The 17,107-nt window shown below is 70.7% G+C and carries 18 protein-coding genes and 1 pseudogene; 4 read left to right on the top strand and 15 right to left on the bottom strand.

Features of this window, described 5'->3' with window-relative positions; translation table 11 throughout:
* The first annotated feature begins 168 nt into the window (after nt 1–168).
* Nucleotides 169–303: a hypothetical protein gene (locus tag O7632_RS21350; protein ID WP_278116710.1), complete on the top strand. Its 135-nt coding sequence runs from the start codon at nt 169–171 to the stop codon at nt 301–303.
* 21 nt (nt 304–324) lie between these two features.
* On the opposite strand, the pseudogene O7632_RS21345 reads toward O7632_RS21350, so the two are convergent.
* The 5 genes and pseudogenes from O7632_RS21345 to O7632_RS21325 all read right to left on the bottom strand — a co-directional run.
* Nucleotides 325–678: pseudogene (locus O7632_RS21345) on the bottom strand (pirin family protein); the annotation flags it as partial.
* A gap of 153 nt (nt 679–831) precedes the next feature.
* The gene (locus O7632_RS21340) at nt 832–1,422 is read right to left on the bottom strand and encodes a general stress protein (protein ID WP_278116709.1); all 591 of its coding nucleotides are present in this window, start codon (nt 1,420–1,422) and stop codon (nt 832–834) included.
* A gap of 193 nt (nt 1,423–1,615) precedes the next feature.
* Nucleotides 1,616–3,058 carry a glycoside hydrolase family 6 protein gene (locus tag O7632_RS21335; protein ID WP_278116708.1) on the bottom strand — a complete coding sequence of 481 codons (1,443 nt, stop codon included), beginning with the start codon at nt 3,056–3,058 and terminating at the stop codon, nt 1,616–1,618.
* Nucleotides 3,059–3,348: 290 nt separating this feature from the next.
* On the bottom strand, nt 3,349–4,086 hold the full coding sequence (locus O7632_RS21330; RefSeq protein WP_278116707.1) for a VOC family protein: 738 nt from the start codon (nt 4,084–4,086) through the stop codon (nt 3,349–3,351).
* Between the two features lie 165 nt (nt 4,087–4,251).
* The gene (locus tag O7632_RS21325) at nt 4,252–6,258 is read right to left on the bottom strand and encodes a SpoIIE family protein phosphatase (RefSeq protein ID WP_278120266.1); all 2,007 of its coding nucleotides are present in this window, start codon (nt 6,256–6,258) and stop codon (nt 4,252–4,254) included.
* Between the two features lie 315 nt (nt 6,259–6,573).
* Between O7632_RS21325 and O7632_RS21320 the strand changes: the two genes are divergently transcribed.
* Nucleotides 6,574–7,524 (top strand): hypothetical protein, encoded by a 951-nt coding sequence (locus O7632_RS21320; RefSeq protein ID WP_278116706.1) that lies wholly within the window; start codon nt 6,574–6,576, stop codon nt 7,522–7,524.
* A gap of 98 nt (nt 7,525–7,622) precedes the next feature.
* Here the strand turns inward: O7632_RS21320 and O7632_RS21315 are convergent, their stop codons facing one another.
* From O7632_RS21315 to O7632_RS21290, 6 genes are all read right to left on the bottom strand, one after another.
* Entirely contained in the window at nt 7,623–7,979 is a 357-nt protein-coding gene (locus O7632_RS21315) for a DUF6401 family natural product biosynthesis protein (protein WP_278120264.1), read from the bottom strand.
* 19 nt (nt 7,980–7,998) lie between these two features.
* Nucleotides 7,999–8,214 carry a hypothetical protein gene (locus tag O7632_RS21310; protein WP_278116705.1) on the bottom strand — a complete coding sequence of 72 codons (216 nt, stop codon included), beginning with the start codon at nt 8,212–8,214 and terminating at the stop codon, nt 7,999–8,001.
* A 218-nt stretch (nt 8,215–8,432) separates the two neighbouring features.
* Nucleotides 8,433–8,675 (bottom strand): hypothetical protein, encoded by a 243-nt coding sequence (locus tag O7632_RS21305; protein WP_278116704.1) that lies wholly within the window; start codon nt 8,673–8,675, stop codon nt 8,433–8,435.
* A gap of 126 nt (nt 8,676–8,801) precedes the next feature.
* Nucleotides 8,802–9,266: an SRPBCC family protein gene (locus O7632_RS21300; protein ID WP_278116703.1), complete on the bottom strand. Its 465-nt coding sequence runs from the start codon at nt 9,264–9,266 to the stop codon at nt 8,802–8,804.
* A gap of 64 nt (nt 9,267–9,330) precedes the next feature.
* Nucleotides 9,331–9,741, bottom strand: coding sequence for a DUF2795 domain-containing protein (locus O7632_RS21295; RefSeq protein WP_278116702.1), 411 nt, complete (start codon nt 9,739–9,741; stop codon nt 9,331–9,333).
* A 131-nt stretch (nt 9,742–9,872) separates the two neighbouring features.
* Entirely contained in the window at nt 9,873–10,874 is a 1,002-nt protein-coding gene (locus O7632_RS21290; protein WP_278116701.1) for a YihY/virulence factor BrkB family protein, read from the bottom strand.
* A gap of 119 nt (nt 10,875–10,993) precedes the next feature.
* Between O7632_RS21290 and O7632_RS21285 the strand changes: the two genes are divergently transcribed.
* Complete coding sequence (locus O7632_RS21285; protein WP_278116700.1) at nt 10,994–11,398, top strand: ChaB family protein; 405 nt, start codon at nt 10,994–10,996, stop codon at nt 11,396–11,398.
* A gap of 69 nt (nt 11,399–11,467) precedes the next feature.
* Here O7632_RS21285 and O7632_RS21280 read toward each other — a convergent pair whose 3' ends face one another.
* Entirely contained in the window at nt 11,468–12,910 is a 1,443-nt protein-coding gene (locus O7632_RS21280; RefSeq protein WP_278116699.1) for an aldehyde dehydrogenase family protein, read from the bottom strand.
* A gap of 69 nt (nt 12,911–12,979) precedes the next feature.
* Here O7632_RS21280 and O7632_RS21275 point away from each other — a divergent pair, with 69 nt between their 5' ends.
* Nucleotides 12,980–14,584, top strand: coding sequence for an NAD(P)/FAD-dependent oxidoreductase (locus O7632_RS21275; RefSeq protein WP_278116698.1), 1,605 nt, complete (start codon nt 12,980–12,982; stop codon nt 14,582–14,584).
* A 46-nt stretch (nt 14,585–14,630) separates the two neighbouring features.
* Here O7632_RS21275 and O7632_RS21270 read toward each other — a convergent pair whose 3' ends face one another.
* The 3 genes from O7632_RS21270 to O7632_RS21260 all read right to left on the bottom strand — a co-directional run bounded on the left by O7632_RS21270 (nt 14,631) and on the right by O7632_RS21260 (nt 16,983).
* The gene (locus O7632_RS21270) at nt 14,631–14,768 is read right to left on the bottom strand and encodes a hypothetical protein (protein ID WP_278116697.1); all 138 of its coding nucleotides are present in this window, start codon (nt 14,766–14,768) and stop codon (nt 14,631–14,633) included.
* Between the two features lie 143 nt (nt 14,769–14,911).
* Nucleotides 14,912–16,480, bottom strand: a complete 1,569-nt coding sequence (locus O7632_RS21265; protein ID WP_278116696.1) for a hypothetical protein — start codon at nt 16,478–16,480, stop codon at nt 14,912–14,914.
* The gene (locus tag O7632_RS21260; RefSeq protein WP_278116695.1) at nt 16,477–16,983 is read right to left on the bottom strand and encodes a hypothetical protein; all 507 of its coding nucleotides are present in this window, start codon (nt 16,981–16,983) and stop codon (nt 16,477–16,479) included. Before O7632_RS21260 ends, O7632_RS21265 begins: the two co-directional genes overlap by 4 nt.
* Nucleotides 16,984–17,107: the final 124 nt, after the last annotated feature.

The following is a 17,107-nucleotide window of genomic DNA, read 5'->3' as shown; positions in this document are numbered from 1 at the left end:
CGTGCCCGCCGCCACACCTCCGTTCCGGTCGACCGGTGTTTGGCCCCGTGGTGGCGGGTACACGAGGGGGCGCGAGGACATCGATCGGGTGGCACAGGTTCGGGATTCGCCGACGAGGCCGGCCACCTACCGTCATTGGCAAGCAGGACAGCCCGCTGAGGAGGCACGATGAGCACCGAAATCGTCACCCCGGATCCCCAGCAGACGTACTCCGGCCAGCAGGTCCAGAGCGAGCAGGGCCTCCTGCTGGCCGTGCTGGTGATGGTCGTCCTCGGCGTGCTCGGGATGTTCCTGGTCTCCTGACGCCACCGAACTCCAGAGACGTCAGCGTGGCAGTCGCCGGCCGTCGGTGAGCGGAACGCGGGCGGCCGGGACGACGCCGAGTCGGCCGGCCTGATAGTCCTCGAACGCCGCGACGAGTTCGTCGCGGATGTTCATCACGAACGGACCCTAGGATGTCCTGGTAGCGCGGCGGCGGATGTCCTGGTAGCGCAGCGGCGCGAACTCCTTCGCGCGCAAAAGTGTTGACCCAGAGCAGCAGACCATGGAACAGGCCGCCGCTGAGTACCAGATTTGCTCGGGCGGAGCCTCGATGTGCAGCAGGCCGGACCCGGCGGTCATCCATTGGGTGTCACCGTTGGTGATGGTGCCACCGCCGCCGTGCGAGTCCTGGTGATCGAAGACGAGACTGGCTCGTGTTGAAAAAATCAACCAATGCCGATCGTCGCTGGATGGGCCAGGTGCCGGTAGTTCGTCGTCGTCACGTAGGTGGACCCCGGCCGGGTCTCGATCGACCGGCCGGGGTCCGTGGACAAGCGGGTAGCGGTGCGCTCAGCGGACGGCGGCGGTGCCGGCACCGGGACGCATCCGATCCAGGACCTGGCGTGCCTGATCTGCGAGTTCCGCGTCCACCGCGACGCCGTACCGGCTGGCTTGGAGCATGCTGCGGGACGAGAAGTCGCGTCGGCCGCCGGTCATCGCGTGCGCGACCGCGCCGAAAACGGCACCCCAGACCGCCCCGATGATCACTGCGGCCGCGATGATTCCCAGCCAGTTCACCACTGCGAAGATGCCGACGAGCAACCCGATGAACAGACCGAACCAGGCTCCGGTCCCCGCGCCGAGCAGGGCCGCGCGACCGGTGGTCAGCCGGCCCGTCACGTCTTCGACCAACCGCAGATCGGTACCGACGATCGTGGTCCGCTCGACCGGGAACCGGTTGTCCGACAGATAGTCGACCGCCCGCTGCGCCGAGGCATAGTTTGAGAAGACGGCGACGCTCACCGTCGCCCGGCCCTGGTCGGTCCCGGTCTGGGGGCCACCGGGCGTGGCTGGATAGCCGGCGGGGCCGGCGGGAAAGTTGGCCGTGTCGCCCAGTGTGCCCGGCGACGCGGCGTCGGTGCGGATCGTGGATCTGGTCATGTTCGGCCTCCTTTCGTTGAGGAGTGCCCCGTCCGTCCAGTCGGTAACCGACCTGGGCGGTCGGATCGCGGTCAGCGGTGGGCGGACAGGACCGAGCCCCCTCTCGAACGTTCGAGAGGGGGGCTCGCGCGGGACGTCTGGTGAGGTTCGGACGCCTATCGACCGTTAGCCCCGCTTGTCGGGATCAGCCCCGCTAGCTGCTACAGGCGGACCCGTTGAGGGTGAAGGAGCTCGGCGCCGGCAAGCTACCGCCGGTGAAGGTGCCCTGGAACCCGATGCTCACGGTCGCGCCGGAGCCCAGCGACCCGTTCCACGCCGCGTTGCGGGCGGTGATCTGGCTGCCTGACTGGCTCCAGGTGGCGTTCCAGCCGTTGCTCAGGCTGACGTTGGAGCCGGCGTTGAAGACCAGGGTCCAGTTGCTGAGCGCGGCACCACCGTTGGTGATCCGCAGTTCGCGCGTGAAGCCACCCGGCCACTGGTTGGTGCTGACGCTGACGCTGCACGCGCCCGTCGGCGGGTTGGTGGTCGGCGGGTTGGTGGTCGGGGGTGCGGTGGTCGGGGGTGCGGTGGTCGGGGGTGCGGTGGTCGGGGGTGCGGTGGTCGGGGGTGCGGTGGTCGGGGGTGCCGTGGTCGGGGGTGCCGTGGTCGGCGGCGGGGTGGTCGGCCCGGCAGCGATCGCGAGGTCGTACGCCCGCTGCGGCACGAACTGTCCGGCGGCGGCGATGCAGCCGTCCGCCTCGCCGGGCAGCTTGACCCAGAGGAAAGCGTCGATCTTGCTGTCACCGGTGTTGGTGGTGCTCGCCGTGCCGATCGCGCGGCCTTCCGGATCGCACCATTCCGAGCCCAGCGGCCCGTTTCCATTGCGGCTGGTGTCGATCACCGCGGTGAGGTGGTTCGCGCCGGTGGCGTTGATGACCGCCTTGACGTAGTTGACCGCCTCGCTGGTGCTGCGGTAGTTGGACACGTTGCTGGAGATGCCGTGGGCGCTGTTCGCCACGTCGGCGCCGACCAGCATGCTCGCCATGGCCGAAGGGGAGTGCCAGGCTGAGTGTCCGGCGTCGAAGTAGACCCGGGCCTGGGATGATCCTGCCCTGAGCGCCCTGCCGGCGTACGCCATCGACGCCCGTACCTCGGCCTGCTCGCCTGAGCTCATACAGGTGCCCATCAGGGCGAGCACGTCGGGTTCCAGCACGATGTACGCGGGCCGGTCACCGAGCCCGGCGGCTACCTGGTCGACCCACTGCCGGTAGGCGGTGTGGTTGGGCGCGCCCCCGCTGCTGTGGTTGCTGCAGTCACGATTGGGAATGTTGTAGACCACCATGATCGGGATCTTGCCCGCCGCCGCTGCGGCGCCGACGTAGGAGCTGACCTGGTTGCGGACCTCGTTCGGGTTGTACTGGGTGAACCAGCGGCCCTGGGGAACCGTGGCGATCCGGTCGCGGATCACATTCGCCCGGTAGTCACCGGGGTTCGCCGCCACCCAACGGGCGGCTGAGGTGTTCGGATCGACGTAGAAGACCGAATCGGCTGCCTCGGCAGCCCGGGGCTGTAGCAGCCCGACACCGACCGCGGTGGCTACCGTGAACGCCAGGACGGCGGCGGTGCCGGCTGCGGTGAGCGCAGTTCTCCTGCGCATGCCTTACTCCCTCCGGGTAGGGACGATATATTGAGAGCTCTCAGTGGAAGCGCTCCCATGGATATCGACTACCGTACGGGTGTGTTGCCGATATGTGAAGAGGCTATGACGACTGACCGCGCAAAACGTCCGAAATGCCGTCAGAAGGGCTCGTATTAGACATGCGTCATTACTCCGGGTCAGCGGCCGGCATCGCCGGACAGAGGATAGGACCAGGAGCAGGATGAAGGGAGGCGGGCGGTGGTGATGAGCCGGGCCGGCGGCGGCCGCCAGGCGGGGCCGGCGGCCCGTCAGGCCAACGGCGACCGGAACTCCGGAATCAGGGCGATGACCCCGAACGCTGCTCCGAGCGGGTCGACCAGCTGCGCGTACACCCCGGGCCCGGCGTCGAACGGGCCGAAGGCCACCTGGCCGCCGTGTTCGACGCACCGCGACACGGTCTGCTCGCAGTCGTCGACCTCGAAGGTAGTCCGCCAATGGGCGGGCACCTCAGGTGGGTAGAGCGCGCCCATCTCGATCAGACCGGCCACCTCGCGGCTGTCGTGCAACCACTCACGGTAACCTTCGTTGTCGCTGTAGATACTCGCCCGGGTGATCCAGCCGAAGACGGCGCCGTAGAAGCCGGTCGCCTGCGCCACGTCGCGGCAGGCGAGCTCGTTCCAGCAGCTCGCCCCCGGCTCGCTCGCCACCTGGGCGCCGGCGAACGTGCCCCGCTGCCACAACCCGAACGCCGCGCCTTGCGGGTCGGCCAGCAGAGCCGCGACGCCGCGGCCGGCGCGGTCCGTCGGCGGCTGCAACGTGCGCCCCCCGGCCTGGGTCGCGGACGCGACGGTGCCGGCCAGATCGGCGCTGGACAGGTAGGTCAACCATGCGGACGGCTGGTGCGGCGCGACCGTCGGCGCGAGACCCGCGACCGCCGCACTGCGCAAATGGAAGTCGAGGTCCCCCTCCGCCCCGAGATGGACGGGTTTCCAGTCGAACAGCTCGCCGTAGAACTCCACGGAGCGGTCCGGGTCGGCGCTGCGCAACTCGGACCAACATGGGGTCCCTGGAGCGTAACCTCTGATTCGCACCTGCCGTACCTCTCCGAGTGGTTCGCCCTGGTCCTGGGGATTAGTTACGTTACGCTGCAACCGCTCCCGGGCAGGTCGGCTGAAAGGCCGAATTATGCTCACTCGCAGTGACGACGGCGGCTACGCTTCCGTAGGCAACATGATCTCGAACCACACGGTGGAACCGCGTACCGACGGGTCGGTGCCCCACGCGTCGCTGAGTTGCTCGATCAGGCCCAGGCCGCGTCCGCGACTGCTGAGCGTATCGGTACGCGCCCGGCTCACCGTGCCCCGGGTACCACTGTCCGCGACGGAGACCAGCAGCCGCTCCTGGCTGAGGTCGATCTCCACCCGCGCCTCGGTGCCCGCGTGCAGCAACGCGTTGGTGGTCAACTCACTGGCGCACAGCACCGCCGGGCCGATCACCGACTCCGGTACCCGCCATTGGGCCAACTGCTCGGCAAGCCAGTGCCGCACCCGACTCGGCGCGATCGGCTCCGCCGGCACCAGCAACCCGGCGGACCGGCTCGGTGCCGTGGCATGTTCGACCGCCAACACCGCCACGTCGTCGTCGGTCGTACCGGCGACCGCCGCGCTGGCCACCGCGCAGAGATTGCGCGGATCACTCGTGGCCGTCGCGGCGATCGCGGCGGCCAGGCTGGCCAGACCCACGCCGAGATCCTGGCCCCGCCGTTCCACCACGCCATCACTGAACAGCAGCAACGTGTCACCCGGACGCAGCTCGACCCGGATCGGCCGGCGGTCGCCGGTCAACCCGAGCGGCACACCCGGCGCCAACTCGACGAAGTGCGCCTGCGGGCACTCGGCCGACCAGCGGCGGACCAACGGTGCCGGATGCCCGGCGCTGGCGATGTCGAGCTGACCGGTGGCCGGTTCGAGGACCCCGTACAGGACGGTGACGAACAGCTCCTCGTTGCGGCTCTCCGCCCCGAGGCTCTGCACCAGCCGGTCCAGACCGTGCAGTACGGCGGCCGGCTCCGGCTCCGCCAGGGCCAACCCCCGCAACGCGGCCCGCACCTGACCCATCAACGCCGCGGCCCGCACGTCGTGACCGGCGACGTCACCGAGCACCACCGCGAGCCGGTCGCCGGGCAGCCGGAACGCGTCGTAGAAGTCGCCGCCGGCAGAGTTGCCGTCCACGCCGGGGTCGTACCGTGCGGCGAGGCGGAACAGCGGCAGGTCCGGGAGTTGCTCCGGCAACATGCTCCGCTGCAGCAGCTGCGCCGTACCGTGCTGGGTCTCGAACCGACGGGCCCGCTCGGCCGCCTGCGTGATCAGCTCGGCCACCGCGCTCAGCAGCGCCCGCTCGGCGGGAGTCCACTGATGCGGCTCCCGGCAGCCGAACGTGATGGCACCCCGTAGCGACGCCGTGCGCAGCGGCAGCGCGGCCAGCGACTCGACCCGTTCGTCGTGCCGGTCGACGGCGTAGCGGGCCAGCGGTTGACCCTGAGCGATGAACCGGGGCACCCCGGTGCCGCCGACCGTGACCAGTGGGGTGGTGGTGTCTCGCGGGTAGCGACGCCAGACCGGAGGCAGTCGTTCGTCGGCCTCGTCCATCAGCTCGCCACGGACCCGCCGGACCACCCGCCACCCGCCACCGTCGTCGATGCCGAGCGCCACCTGGTCCACGTCGAGTGAGGCCAGGCCGTACCGCAACGAGACGCGGGCGACGTCGTCGAGAGTGAGGGTGCCCGCCAGCGCGGCGGTCAGCTCGCTGAGCGTCTGCAGTCGGTGGGTGATGCTGCTGGTCTCGGTGGCGACCGAGAGCATGCCGATGATCGTGCCGTGGCTGTCGCGGACCGCCGAGTAGCCACGGGTGAACGCGGTGCGTCCGAGCAGGTCCAGGTCGCCGGCGAACGGCGCGACGCTCTCCGACTCGAGGAACGGCTCACCCGTGCGGTACACCCGCTCGACCACGTCGCCCACGCCAGGTTGATCCCATACGTCGGCGAACACCAGGGCGGCGGGCTGGCCGAAGGCGGCCGGGTGTTTGGCACCGAGCAGGTCGGCGTACGCGTCGTTGTAGATCATCACGAAGTCGTCGCCGTGCGCCAGGGCCATCGGTACCGGCGAGTCCAGGATCAGTTCGACGACCGCCCGCAGCGCGGGATCCCAGGAATCAGGCATCCCCAACGACGTTTCCCGCCACACCGTCCGGTCCGCCAGCGCGGTAGCGACCGATGGCGCCGGCGCGGTGTCGGACGGGGCGTCGGCAGGCGAGGCCATGCCCGGAGTCACCCCGGAACGCGCCGCCGGTACCCCCGATGGGCTGTCCCGGGTCTGTCCGGCGGTACCTGCCATGACACGCAGCCTATCCGGATGGTCGTCACCCCGGTGCGTGGACCGCCGCAAGGTGGGTATGCGGGCCGGCGGTAGGCGATGCTGCGCGTCCGTACGACAGCGAGGCGACGCATCGACAAACGAGGCGGAAGGGGGGACCGGATGTCCTCGACGTACGCGTCGGCGCAGGTCGACATTGGTGAGGCGCTGACTGACATGTGGCGGTCCGTTGTGCTTTTCGTGCCCCGGGCCATCGCGTTCATCGCGATCCTCGTGGTCGGATGGCTGATCGCGCGGGCGGTGCTCAAAGGGGTGGACAAAGCTCTTGAGCGGGTCGGATTCGACCGGGCGGTGGAGCGCGGAGGGGTCGGCCGGGCGCTCGAACGGACGAGGTACGACGCCAGCGACATCCTCGCGCGGCTGGCGTACTACGCCGTCCTGCTGTTCACCCTGCAGTTCGCGTTCGGAGTGTGGGGACCGAACCCGATCAGTGACCTGATCAGCGCCGTGGTCGCCTGGCTGCCGCGGGCCTTCGTCGCGATCGTGATCGTGGTCGTCGCCGCCGCCATCGCGACGGCGGTACGCGACCTGGTATCCGGTGCGCTCGGCGGGTTGTCCTACGGTCGCGTACTGGCCACCGCCGCGTCGATTTTCATTCTCGCGCTCGGCATCATCGCCGCGCTCAACCAGGTCGGAATCGCCACGACGGTCACCACTCCGGTGCTGATCGCCTTCCTCGCCACGGTCGCCGGAATTCTGATCATCGGCGTCGGCGGGGGCCTGGTGCGGCCGATGCAGCAGCGGTGGGAAGGCTGGCTGACCCGGATGGCGGAGGAGTCGCAGGCGATCCGCGACAGCGCCCAGTCCTATCAGGCGGGCCGTGACGACGTGGGCCGGCGGATGAACGAGCCGACCCAGGTCATCCCGCAGACCCAGCAGGCTCCGGCGATGTCCGGTGGGCCGGAAGCGGCCAGCGGCCGTGGAATGGCCGGCCCGGGAGCCAACCAGCCGGGCGGGATGGCCGGCGGCGGTCCGACCATCGGTGGTACGGCCGGCGGCCGGCAGATGGGCGGCGGCCGGCAGATGGGCGGCGGTCAGACGCCGCGAGGCTAGGCGCCTGGGCGGCGGCCAGACGCGGTGAGGCAGGCGTCCTGCCACTCGGGCCGGTTGATCAGTGGTTACTGGTCGGCCGGCCCGAGATCCTTCCGCCGTCAGCGGGTGGCGAGGTGGCAGACCGCCAGCAACCGTACGCTGACCCAGTCGGTCCGCGACCAGTCGTCCATCGGCTCTGTCGGCACCTGCCAGCCGACCTCGATCGCGGCGTCGCGGACCCCCTCGGCGTAGCGGGCCAGGGTGACCTGGCTCAGCGGCCGGAAATCGCCCAGCAGCCGGTCCCGAATGGCCGCCGAGTGCTGATCGATTTCGGCCAGCAGCCCCGGCTGTGCGGCGGCGGCAGCCACCCCGGGCTCGCCGATCAGGGCCTGCAGCCCGACCAGCGTGTCGCGCGCCGACCGGACGGCTGCCGGCGCGGCGAACAGGCCACGGGGGGACGTACGCAACGGGCTCATCACGGAGTCGCGGGGGTCTTCACTCGACGCCATGATCGGCTTGAGCCGGGCGACGGCGGGCCGCGTCGTCCGCGATGATCACGGTCGCCACCATCAGCGCTACGCAGACGCTGAACAACCAGGAGCCGTCCGGGAGCAGATATGCCGAGACCGGGGCCTGTAGCGCGGCCAGGATGAACCCGAGCCAGGCCCAACGTCGCTGGCGCACAGTGAGGAATCCAGAGGCGGGACGCATCCGAAAAGTGTTGCTCGACCCAGGCGTCCCGCCGTCAGCCGATCGGACGAGGATGGTTGACCGAACTGACGATGACCAGCCGCTTGCCGAGGCGATCGAGTCGCGGGCGACCCCTACCGCGCTGAGAGCGCCCCCCTCGCCAGAGATCGCCCCCGGGCGGGGATTTGTTCCTCCGGGCGGGGATCGTTCCGGGCAGAGATCGTCCGCGTCGTCGTCAGTCAGTGCGGCCCGGTCCGGCCGGTGGTCGAGGGCCGGTAGGAACGGTGCGGATCCGTCTGCCCCCGGGTTCGTGCGTGATCAGCGGCCTCGGCGCCGTGGCCGAACTCCTCTTCGGCGCCGGAGTCGTTGCCGGTGACGTCGTCGACCTCGCCGTCTTGCGCCGACGCGGCGACCGCGCGTTCCAGATCGCGTAGGGGCAACCGCTGCTCGTCGCGCCAGACGCCGTCCTCGGATTCCGTCATACCGGATCGATTACCCGGTCCGGTCAGCGGCAAACGCACAGGTGTGACGCGGGTGTGGCGCGGACCCAGGACCTGGGTCCGCGCCACACCCGCGTCGGATGTTCGTGCCGAGTGAACTCGGATTCGTCACGGCTGCGGCCGGGGCACCTCACCGCGCCAGGCGCCGGTCTCCATGCCGTGGCGGCCTTCGATGAATTCCTTGAACCGCTTCATGTCGCCCTTGACCCGTCGGTCGACGATGCCAAGCTTGTCGCCGGCCTGTTCCACCACGCCCTCAGGGTCGAATTCCATCTGTGCGGTCACCCGGGTGTGGTGATCGTCGAGACGGTGGAACGTGATCACGCCGGCCTGCTTCACACCGCCGGTCGCGGTCCAGGCCACCCGCTCGTCCGGAATCTGCTCGGTGATCTTGGCGTCGAACTCCCGGTCGACCCCGGCGATCTCGGTCTTCCAGCGCGTCATCGTGTCCGACACCTGAACCACCTCGGAGACTCCCTCCATGAACTGGGGGAACTCCTCGAACTGGGTCCACTGGTTGTACGCGGCCCGGACCGGCACCGCGACATCGACGTACTCGGTAACTGCACTCATGTGTCCATTCCTCCTCAGCTTGTGTCCATTCCTCCTCAGCTGACGTGACCGCGAGGCGGCGCGGTCACCAGCGTGTCGTTTCGTTGGCGTGGCCGAGGGCGGCCCACACTTCCGACACCGTCCGGAACGTGCGGCCAGCCGGCAGCTGGTCGATCTCCGCGAGCACGTCGGCCGGTGCCTCGTTCTCCCGCGCGCTGTCGCGCAGCATGGTGCGGTCGCCGGGCAGAGCGGAGAGGTTGATGTAGCGGCCGAGACGGCTACGCTGCTCCACTTCCTCGTTGGTCATGCCCTGCGGTGCTCCCGAACGGTTGTCGCCCGCCGGCACCGTGGTCGGTTCCGGCTGGTCCTCGCCCGGTGGCTCGGCTTCGTGCCACTCCTCGGCCCGACCGCCCGCGGTTCCCTGCGTGGTCCCACGTACCTCGTGGGCCATGCTCTCGTCCACCCGGGGGCCGTGTTTGCTGTTGCCGCGTTCCATAGCTGTCGAACTACCCGGCGGTCGGCGGGCTAAACCGACAAGGCCGACGGGCCACTGGTGTCAGCCGTCAGGGCGACCCGGCCGGCCCGCGCGCCGGTCACCGGGTACGAGCCGTCATCGAGTACGAGCCGTCATCGGGCCGGCGTACGCGGCGGGAGCACCGGGTCGCTCGGGTCGGGCTCGCCGGCCTGCATGGCCCGGCCGCGTTGCACCTCGGCGTTGATCTCGACGCCGAGCATGACGGCCAGATTGGCCAGATAGAGCCAGACCAGGAACGCGATCACCGCCCCGAGACTGCCGTACGTGACGTCGTAGGAGCCAAAGTGCGCCACGTAGACGCCGAATCCGACCGACGAGGCCGCCCACAGGAACAAGGTGACCGCGCCGCCGACGGCCAACCACCGGATCCGGGGTTGCCGCACGTTCGGCGCGAGCCAGAACAGCAGCGTCAGCAGCAGCGTCATGATGGCGACCAGCACCGGCCACTTGAGCAGGTCCCATGCGGTGCGAGGGGCCTGCCCGAGCCCGAGCAGGTCACCCACGGCGTCGGCCACCGGACCACTGACGATCAGCATGGTGGCGACCAGGGCGAGCAGGACGAGCCCGGCCGAGGTCAGTCCGAGCTGTTGGGGCTGCAGCTTGTAGAAAGGACGTCCCTCGGTGACTCCGTAGATCGCGTTGGCGGCCCGAGTGAAGGCCCGGACGTACCCCGACGCCGACCAGAGCGCGGCGAGCAGGCCGAAACTGAGCAGCACGCCGGCCGAACTCCGCTGGTTCACCACCTCGTTGACGACATCGATGAACGCGTCGTTGCCGACCACTCCGCCGGCGCCGACGTCGTCGGCCAGATCGACGATCGTTTCCACGGTCCGTTCGCCGTCGGACACCAGGCCGACCAAGGCGACGATGACGATCATCGACGGGAACAGCGCGAGGACGCCGTAGTACGTCAACGCGGCCGCCCAGTCGACACAGTTGTCCCGTACGAACTCCCGGCCGCTGTTGACCACCACGTACCGCCAGGTCGCCGGTCGCAGGTCGCGCAGCCGCAGCGACCGCTGTGGCTCGGTCTCGTTGACGTCGGCGGCGGAGCGTCCACCGGCGGCTGGACCTTCAGTCTCGGACGACCCCATGTCCCGCTCCCGCTACCCCAGGGCGGCCCGAGTAAACCTGGCTGGCGGGTTTGCCGGCCACCCGCTCGGGCACATGTCGATCAGGTGAGTCTGTCAGTACCGACGATGTGGAGGCGATCATGCCGGCTCGGGAGGAACTACCAAGCACGCTGCGCCGATCACCGGAGAAGGCGCAGGACACCTGGTCGAAGACCCACGACAGCGCGGTGGAGACGTACGGCGAAGGGGAACGGGCGCACCGTACGGCGTTCGCGTCGCTGAAGCACTCGTTCGAGAAGGTCGGCGACCATTGGGAGCCGAAGGAGAAGAAGGGGCCCAGCGATCCGCAGGCCGCCCGGGGCTACGGTGATCCGCTGACCAGCAGCGCCGGCGGGGTCGACGCCAACGCCTCCAAGGAACACCTGATGGGGGTGGCGCGCAAGCTCGACATCAAGGGCCGGTCCTCGATGACCAAGGACCAGTTGGTCACCGCGATCGGTCGGGCCAACCGCCGGCAGACCGCCAAGGCCCGGGGAGACACGTGACTTTGGCGCGAGCACCCCACCGCAGGGCCGGCACCGGGTCACCGTCGTCACCAGACGATCTACCCCCGGTCACCAACGGTCGTCCGGGCCGCCCGGCGGAGACAGGTGCAGCACTTTCGTCAGTGTCATCTCGTCCAGCAGCTCAGGACCGTATCCGAAGCCCTCGCCGCTGCCCCGGCGCGGATGCGCCGCGCCTCCCGGCGCCCCACCGAACACTGAATTGATCTTGACGGTGCCCACCGGTAGCTCCCGCCAGGCCCGCTGGGCGTGCGTCATCGAGCGGGTCAACACGGTCGCCGACAGCCCGTACGGCGAGTCGGCGGCCCGGGACAGCGCCTCGTCGAACGAGCCCACCACCATGACCGGCGCGACCGGGCCGAAGGTCTCCTCCCGCATCACCGACATCGAGTCGGTGCAGTCCGCCAGGACGGTCGGCGGATAGTAGGCGCCTGGGCCGTCGGGGATCTGCCCGCCGCACCGGGCCGTCGCCCCGTCCGCGACCGCCGCCGCGACCTGTGCGTGCACCTGCTCCCGGTGCCGGCGGTCGACCAGCGGGCCCAGCTCGGTGTACGGGTCCCGGGCCGGGCCGAGCCGGAGCCCGGCGCAGCGCCGGGTCACCTCGTCCAGGAACGGTACGGCCACCGCGCTGTGCACGTAGATCCGTTCCACACCGACACAGAGCTGACCCGAGTTGGCCAGCGCACCGAGCGTGGCCTGCTCGGCCGCCCACCGAGGATCGACGCCGTCGTCGACGATCAGGGCATCGCTGCCACCGTTCTCCCGGAGCACCTTCGCCCCGGTCGCCGCGCAAGCGGCGGCGACGGCCCGGCCGGCGGTGGTCGAACCGACGTGCGCCACGAGGTCGACGCCGTCCGCACCGGCGATCCGGGCACCCACCTTGCCGTCCCCGGTGAGCAGGGCGAACACCCCGTCTGGCACCTCGTCGGCGAACATCCGGGCCAGCAGGGCACCGGTCGCCGGACTACGTTCGCTCGGTTTGTGCACCACCGTGTTGCCGGTGACCAGGGCGGCGCCGAGCAACCCGCAGGCGACCGCGACCGGATCGTTCCACGGAGTCAACACGGCGACCACCCCGCGCGGCACGTGGGTCATCACATCCATCGCCGCCGGATCGCCGGCCAGGGCCCGGCCCCGGTGCACCGGCCCCAACTCGGCGTACTGGCGCAGGGTGCCGATGCCGGCGGCGACACCGTCCCGTGCCCCGGTCAACGGCTTGCCCATCTCCGCGCTCTGCACCTCGGCGACCCGGTCGGTCGCCGCCGCCAGCGCGTCTGCCACCCGGTGCAGGACCGCCGCCCGGCGGGCCGCCGGGGTGGCGGCCCACCCGGGTGCGGCCTCGCGGGCCGACTTGACCGCCGCGTCCACGTCAGCCTGGGTGGCGATCGGGCTCCGGCTGACCGGTCCACCATCGGACGGGTCGTCGACCACCAGTTCGGCGTCGTCGCCGAACCGGCCCCAGACACCGTCGATGAACTGCTCCACGTCGTACATCCGGTCGACGTTCCCGATGTCCGGTGTCGCAAACGTTTGGTTCCGGCCGGGTGGGGTAGCCGCCCCGGGATGACAACCCCGGGTGGACAGGTCGCCGACGCGGTCGTCGTCGGTGCCGGACACAACGGGCTGGTCGCCGCGAACCTGCTGGCCGACGCCGGCTGGGACGTGGTCGTGCTGGAGGCGACCGGGGTGCCCGGCGGTGCGGTGCGCTCGGCGGAGGTGACCGCACCCGGGTATCTCAGCGACCTCTACAGCTCGTTCTATCCGCTCGGGTTCGCCTCACCGGTGCTGCGCGACCTGCGGCTGGCCGAGTTCGGACTGCGCTGGCGGCATGCTCCCGACGTGTTCGCCCACCTGCTTGCCGACGACCGGGCGGCGGTGGTCAACCTGGATCCGCGCCGTACCGCCGTGTCGCTGGAGGCCTTCGCCACCGGCGACGGCGAGCGGTGGCTGGCCGCGTACGACGAGTGGCGGGCGGTCTCGGCGCCGCTGCTCGACGCGGTGCTCAGCCCGTTCCCGCCGGTCCGGTCGGCGGCGACGGTGCTCCGGCGGCTGCGGACCGCCGGCGCGCTGCGGCTCGCCCGACGAATGCTGCTACCGGCCCGCCAACTCGGCCGGGAACTGTTCGCCGGTTCCGGCGGCCCGGCGCTGCTCGCCGGTTGCGCGCTGCACACCGACCTGGGACCAGACGACGCGGCCTCCGGGATCTACGGGTGGCTGCTGACCATGCTCGGTCAGGAAGTCGGCTGGCCGGTGCCGGTCGGCGGCGCGCAGCGGATCACCGACGCCCTGGTCGACCGGCTCCGTAGCCGGGGCGGGGTGCTCGTCACCAGGGCGGCGGCGCAGCGGGTGTTGATCGCGCGTAGCCGAGCGGTCGGAGTGCGTACCGTCGACGGGCGGCACTGGCGGGCCCGCCGGGCGGTCGTCGCCGACGTTCCCGCGCCGGCGCTCTTCCTCGACCTGGTCGGTGGGACCTGGCTGCCCACCAGGATGCTGGACGACGTGCGCCGGTTTCGCTGGGACGGGGCCACGGTCAAGGTCGACTGGGCACTGTCCGCGCCGGTGCCCTGGAGCAACCCGGCGGTCGCTGGCGCCGGCACGGTGCACCTCGGCGCGGACCTCGACGGCCTGACCCGCTACGCCGCCGCGTTGGCCTGCGACGAACTTCCCGGGGACCCGTTTCTGCTGCTCGGCCAGCTGACCACGGCCGACCCGACGCGATCGCCGGCGGGCACCGAGTCGGTGTGGGCGTACACCCATCTGCCACACCGTGCCCGGTGGCGGGCCGAGGAGGTCGCCGAACAGGTGGATCGGATGGAGGCGGTGCTGGGACGGCACGCCCCCGGCTTCTCCGCACTGGTGCGGGCCCGGCACGTCGCTGGTCCGGCTGATCTGCAGAACGGCAACCCGAGCCTGGTCGGGGGCGCGGTCGGTGGCGGCACCGCCGCCGCGTACCAGCAGCTGTTCTTCCGCCCGGTGCCCGGTCTGGGCCGTGCCGACACGCCGGTGGATCGGCTCTACCTGGCGTCGTCCTCGGCGCATCCCGGCGGCGGTGTCCATGGTGCCCCCGGCGCCAACGCGGCCCGCGCGGCGTTGGCCCGGGACCGGGCCGTGCTCGGCGGCCTGTACGGCGCGGTGGTCTCCGCGACCCAGCGGGCTGTCTACCGCTGATCGCGGCGACGCCGACCCGCCGCACTGCGGCGCGTGACCAAGTCGATCACCATGCGTGGCCGGCGGTGGACGCCGCGTGCGCGGCGGCGCCGATCCATCCGTCCGAGGCCCGGTCACGGTCGGGCCAGCGGGCGTCGATCTCGTTGCGCAGCCGCTGTAACGACGGCGCCAGGTAGTACGCCATTTTCTCCCCGTTCGCAGTACCGACGAAGCCACCATCCAATTACTGATTGTCATTAGATGGTGGCTTCCGGATGTCGGGTCATGCCCGGTGGAGGAATGTCGGATCTCCGCAGCTCGACGGTCTTCTCGGCGCGGCGTGATCGATCATGGCCCTGAGGTGCCCGGCGGCTTCGGCCACGCCTGCTCGTCCGGCGTCGGCGTGGTCGCCGCCGCTGGCGGTGCGGCCGGCGGCGTGCGCGCGGCCGGCGGCGCCATCGGTGCTGGTCGTGGCGTCGGTACCGGCGCGGTGGGTTGCGGTGCCGGCGGTGCTGGTCGCGCTGCCGCTGGTGCTGGTCGCGCTGCCGCTGGTGCTGGTGTTGGTTGCGATGGTGGTGCCGGCGGCATCGGCGCTGGAGCTGGCGGCGGCGGGCCTGATGCGACCTCGTTGACCGGCCCGGCGGGTCCGGTCGTGGTTTCCGGCGTGGCGGCCACGTCCGTGATCGCAGTCGTCGGTCCGGCCGGCTTCGTCCACAGTGGCTCTTTTGAAAGCAGCGAGCGGAAGTCGAACGCGCACTTTCCGCAGGTGCGCAACGCCGTCTCCGACCGTCGTTCCCCGCACTGCTTGCAGAAGGTCACGACCGACTCGTCGGCGGACAGACCCTGGCAGCGGGGACAGGCGAAGGCCGGCCCCTTGGTCTGCGCCAGCCGTCCGGCCAGGACGAACGGGCTGATCACCGCGCTCACCGTGGTCGCCAGGTCGCGGGTACGACGGTTCCGCTCCTGCAACCGTTCCAACTCGGGGTTGACGATCTTTTCGAGCTTGCAGGTGGTGCAGATCAGCAAGGTGCGTACCGGCAGCATCTCCCGCAGCTGTGCCTGCTGATGGAGAAACGTCACCACCGGTACGTCGTCGGCGTTCACGGTGAACCGGAACGGCGTAGCGGCACCCGACGGGCCGGCTGACGCGGCGATGTACTCCTCCACCCGGTAGACCAGTCCCTGGATCTGGCCGACCAGGTTGCCCGGCATCGGGCCTGGCCTGCTGGTGATCAGCGTACCGACGGTGAGCATCCCGTCCGCGAGCGCGGTCGGGATCTCGGCGACCGTGTCCGGTGCGACGAAGGTGAACGTCTCCGCCCCGGTACGGCTCACCGGTGCACCGCGTTTCGGGCCCGATCCGTCGAGCAGCCGGCCGGTCTGGCGGGACAGGATCGAGCCGGCCTGCGCGGCCCAGCCGGCGGCGTTCTGCATCGCGGCGACGTCGCCCGTACCGGTGTCGCGCCACCACGGCGCGAAGCCGGACACGGCGGCCGGGTCGAGCCGGCCGAGGGCGTCGTCGACGGCGGTCAGTACCGATCCGAACACGTCCAGATAGACGGCGGTGGCACCCCAGTTGCGGCCCACCTTCGCCGGCCACCCGTCGGCGAGCCGTACGGTCACCCGGCACCCCTGTGGGGTCGACTCCAGTCCCACCTGCACGCCCACCGGCACCCGCGCCGGCTGCAGGGTGAGCGCGCCGAGCTTGGAGCCGCGCTCCGCCGCCAAAACGGTGAGCTGCTCGGTGGTGAACTGGAACCCCAGGTGTCGGAGCGCGGCGTGCAGGTGCTGCCGTACGACGGTCAGTGGTACGCGGATGGCCCGTTCCGAGCCGGCGGCGAGCTGACCAGGCTGCCGCCGGTCGACACCCGGAGCTGCGGCGGGTGGCGCGCCGTTACCGTCGGCCCAGGTCGTCACTCGACGCCGAGCCCGCTGTCGTACGTGCTACCAGCGTCGAAGGTGCTGGAGGTGTCGTACGCGCTGGAGGTGTCGTACGCCGTACCAGCGTCGTACGCGCTGGAGGTGTCGTACGAGCCGCTGGCGCTGTCGTACGCGTTGACCTCGGCCGCGGCCGAAGCGACGTTGTACTCGGCCGCCGCCGCGTAGTCACCGGCTGTGCTGGCTTCGTCAGCGGCCAGCTCGTACTGCCGTTCGGCGGCTTCGAACGACGCGGCCGCCGCGCCGTCGAAGCCGGCGGCGGCGCTGTCGAGGCCGTGCTGCAGATAGCTGTCGGCGGAATCGGTCCACGAATCGCTGATCCCGCCGTGCCAGTCGGACCACTCCTGGTCGGCTACCGCTTGGCCCAGGTCGGTTTCCACGGCAGCCGCGACCGGCTCGGGTAGCTCGGCGGCGCTGGCCGCCACGTCCGCCACGCTCGTGTCGTCGGACAAGTAGTCGCCCCAGCTGGAATCGGTTGTCATTGACCGCCACCTCGTGTCGGGGACGCGACCTCGTCGGCATCCCATGATCGTCAGCTACGGTCGATGATGCATCCGGCGGTGAGCCGCCTGTATCCCCCATCTGTGCCACAGTAGACGGGTCGAG

The sequence above is a fragment of the Solwaraspora sp. WMMD406 genome (genome assembly GCF_029626025.1).
In the GTDB taxonomy this organism is placed as follows: Bacteria; Actinomycetota; Actinomycetes; order Mycobacteriales; family Micromonosporaceae; genus Micromonospora_E.
Note: the sequence above shows the minus strand (reverse complement) of the source record. Positions and strands in the feature narration are given on the sequence as shown.

Bases quoted from the DNA above. Each gene is read 5' to 3' on its own strand.
- O7632_RS21350 (WP_278116710.1), top strand. From the start codon at position 169: ATGAGCACCGAAATCGTCACCCCGGATCCCCAGCAGACGTACTCCGGC.
- O7632_RS21340 (WP_278116709.1), bottom strand. From the start codon at position 1,422: ATGACCAGATCCACGATCCGCACCGACGCCGCGTCGCCGGGCACACTG.
- O7632_RS21335 (WP_278116708.1), bottom strand. From the start codon at position 3,058: ATGCGCAGGAGAACTGCGCTCACCGCAGCCGGCACCGCCGCCGTCCTG.
- O7632_RS21325 (WP_278120266.1), bottom strand. From the start codon at position 6,258: ATGCCTGATTCCTGGGATCCCGCGCTGCGGGCGGTCGTCGAACTGATC.
- O7632_RS21320 (WP_278116706.1), top strand. From the start codon at position 6,574: ATGTCCTCGACGTACGCGTCGGCGCAGGTCGACATTGGTGAGGCGCTG.
- O7632_RS21315 (WP_278120264.1), bottom strand. From the start codon at position 7,979: ATGAGCCCGTTGCGTACGTCCCCCCGTGGCCTGTTCGCCGCGCCGGCA.
- O7632_RS21310 (WP_278116705.1), bottom strand. From the start codon at position 8,214: ATGCGTCCCGCCTCTGGATTCCTCACTGTGCGCCAGCGACGTTGGGCC.
- O7632_RS21305 (WP_278116704.1), bottom strand. From the start codon at position 8,675: ATGACGGAATCCGAGGACGGCGTCTGGCGCGACGAGCAGCGGTTGCCC.
- O7632_RS21300 (WP_278116703.1), bottom strand. From the start codon at position 9,266: ATGAGTGCAGTTACCGAGTACGTCGATGTCGCGGTGCCGGTCCGGGCC.
- O7632_RS21295 (WP_278116702.1), bottom strand. From the start codon at position 9,741: ATGGAACGCGGCAACAGCAAACACGGCCCCCGGGTGGACGAGAGCATG.
- O7632_RS21290 (WP_278116701.1), bottom strand. From the start codon at position 10,874: ATGGGGTCGTCCGAGACTGAAGGTCCAGCCGCCGGTGGACGCTCCGCC.
- O7632_RS21285 (WP_278116700.1), top strand. From the start codon at position 10,994: ATGCCGGCTCGGGAGGAACTACCAAGCACGCTGCGCCGATCACCGGAG.
- O7632_RS21280 (WP_278116699.1), bottom strand. From the start codon at position 12,910: ATGTACGACGTGGAGCAGTTCATCGACGGTGTCTGGGGCCGGTTCGGC.
- O7632_RS21275 (WP_278116698.1), top strand. From the start codon at position 12,980: ATGACAACCCCGGGTGGACAGGTCGCCGACGCGGTCGTCGTCGGTGCC.
- O7632_RS21270 (WP_278116697.1), bottom strand. From the start codon at position 14,768: ATGGCGTACTACCTGGCGCCGTCGTTACAGCGGCTGCGCAACGAGATC.
- O7632_RS21260 (WP_278116695.1), bottom strand. From the start codon at position 16,983: ATGACAACCGATTCCAGCTGGGGCGACTACTTGTCCGACGACACGAGC.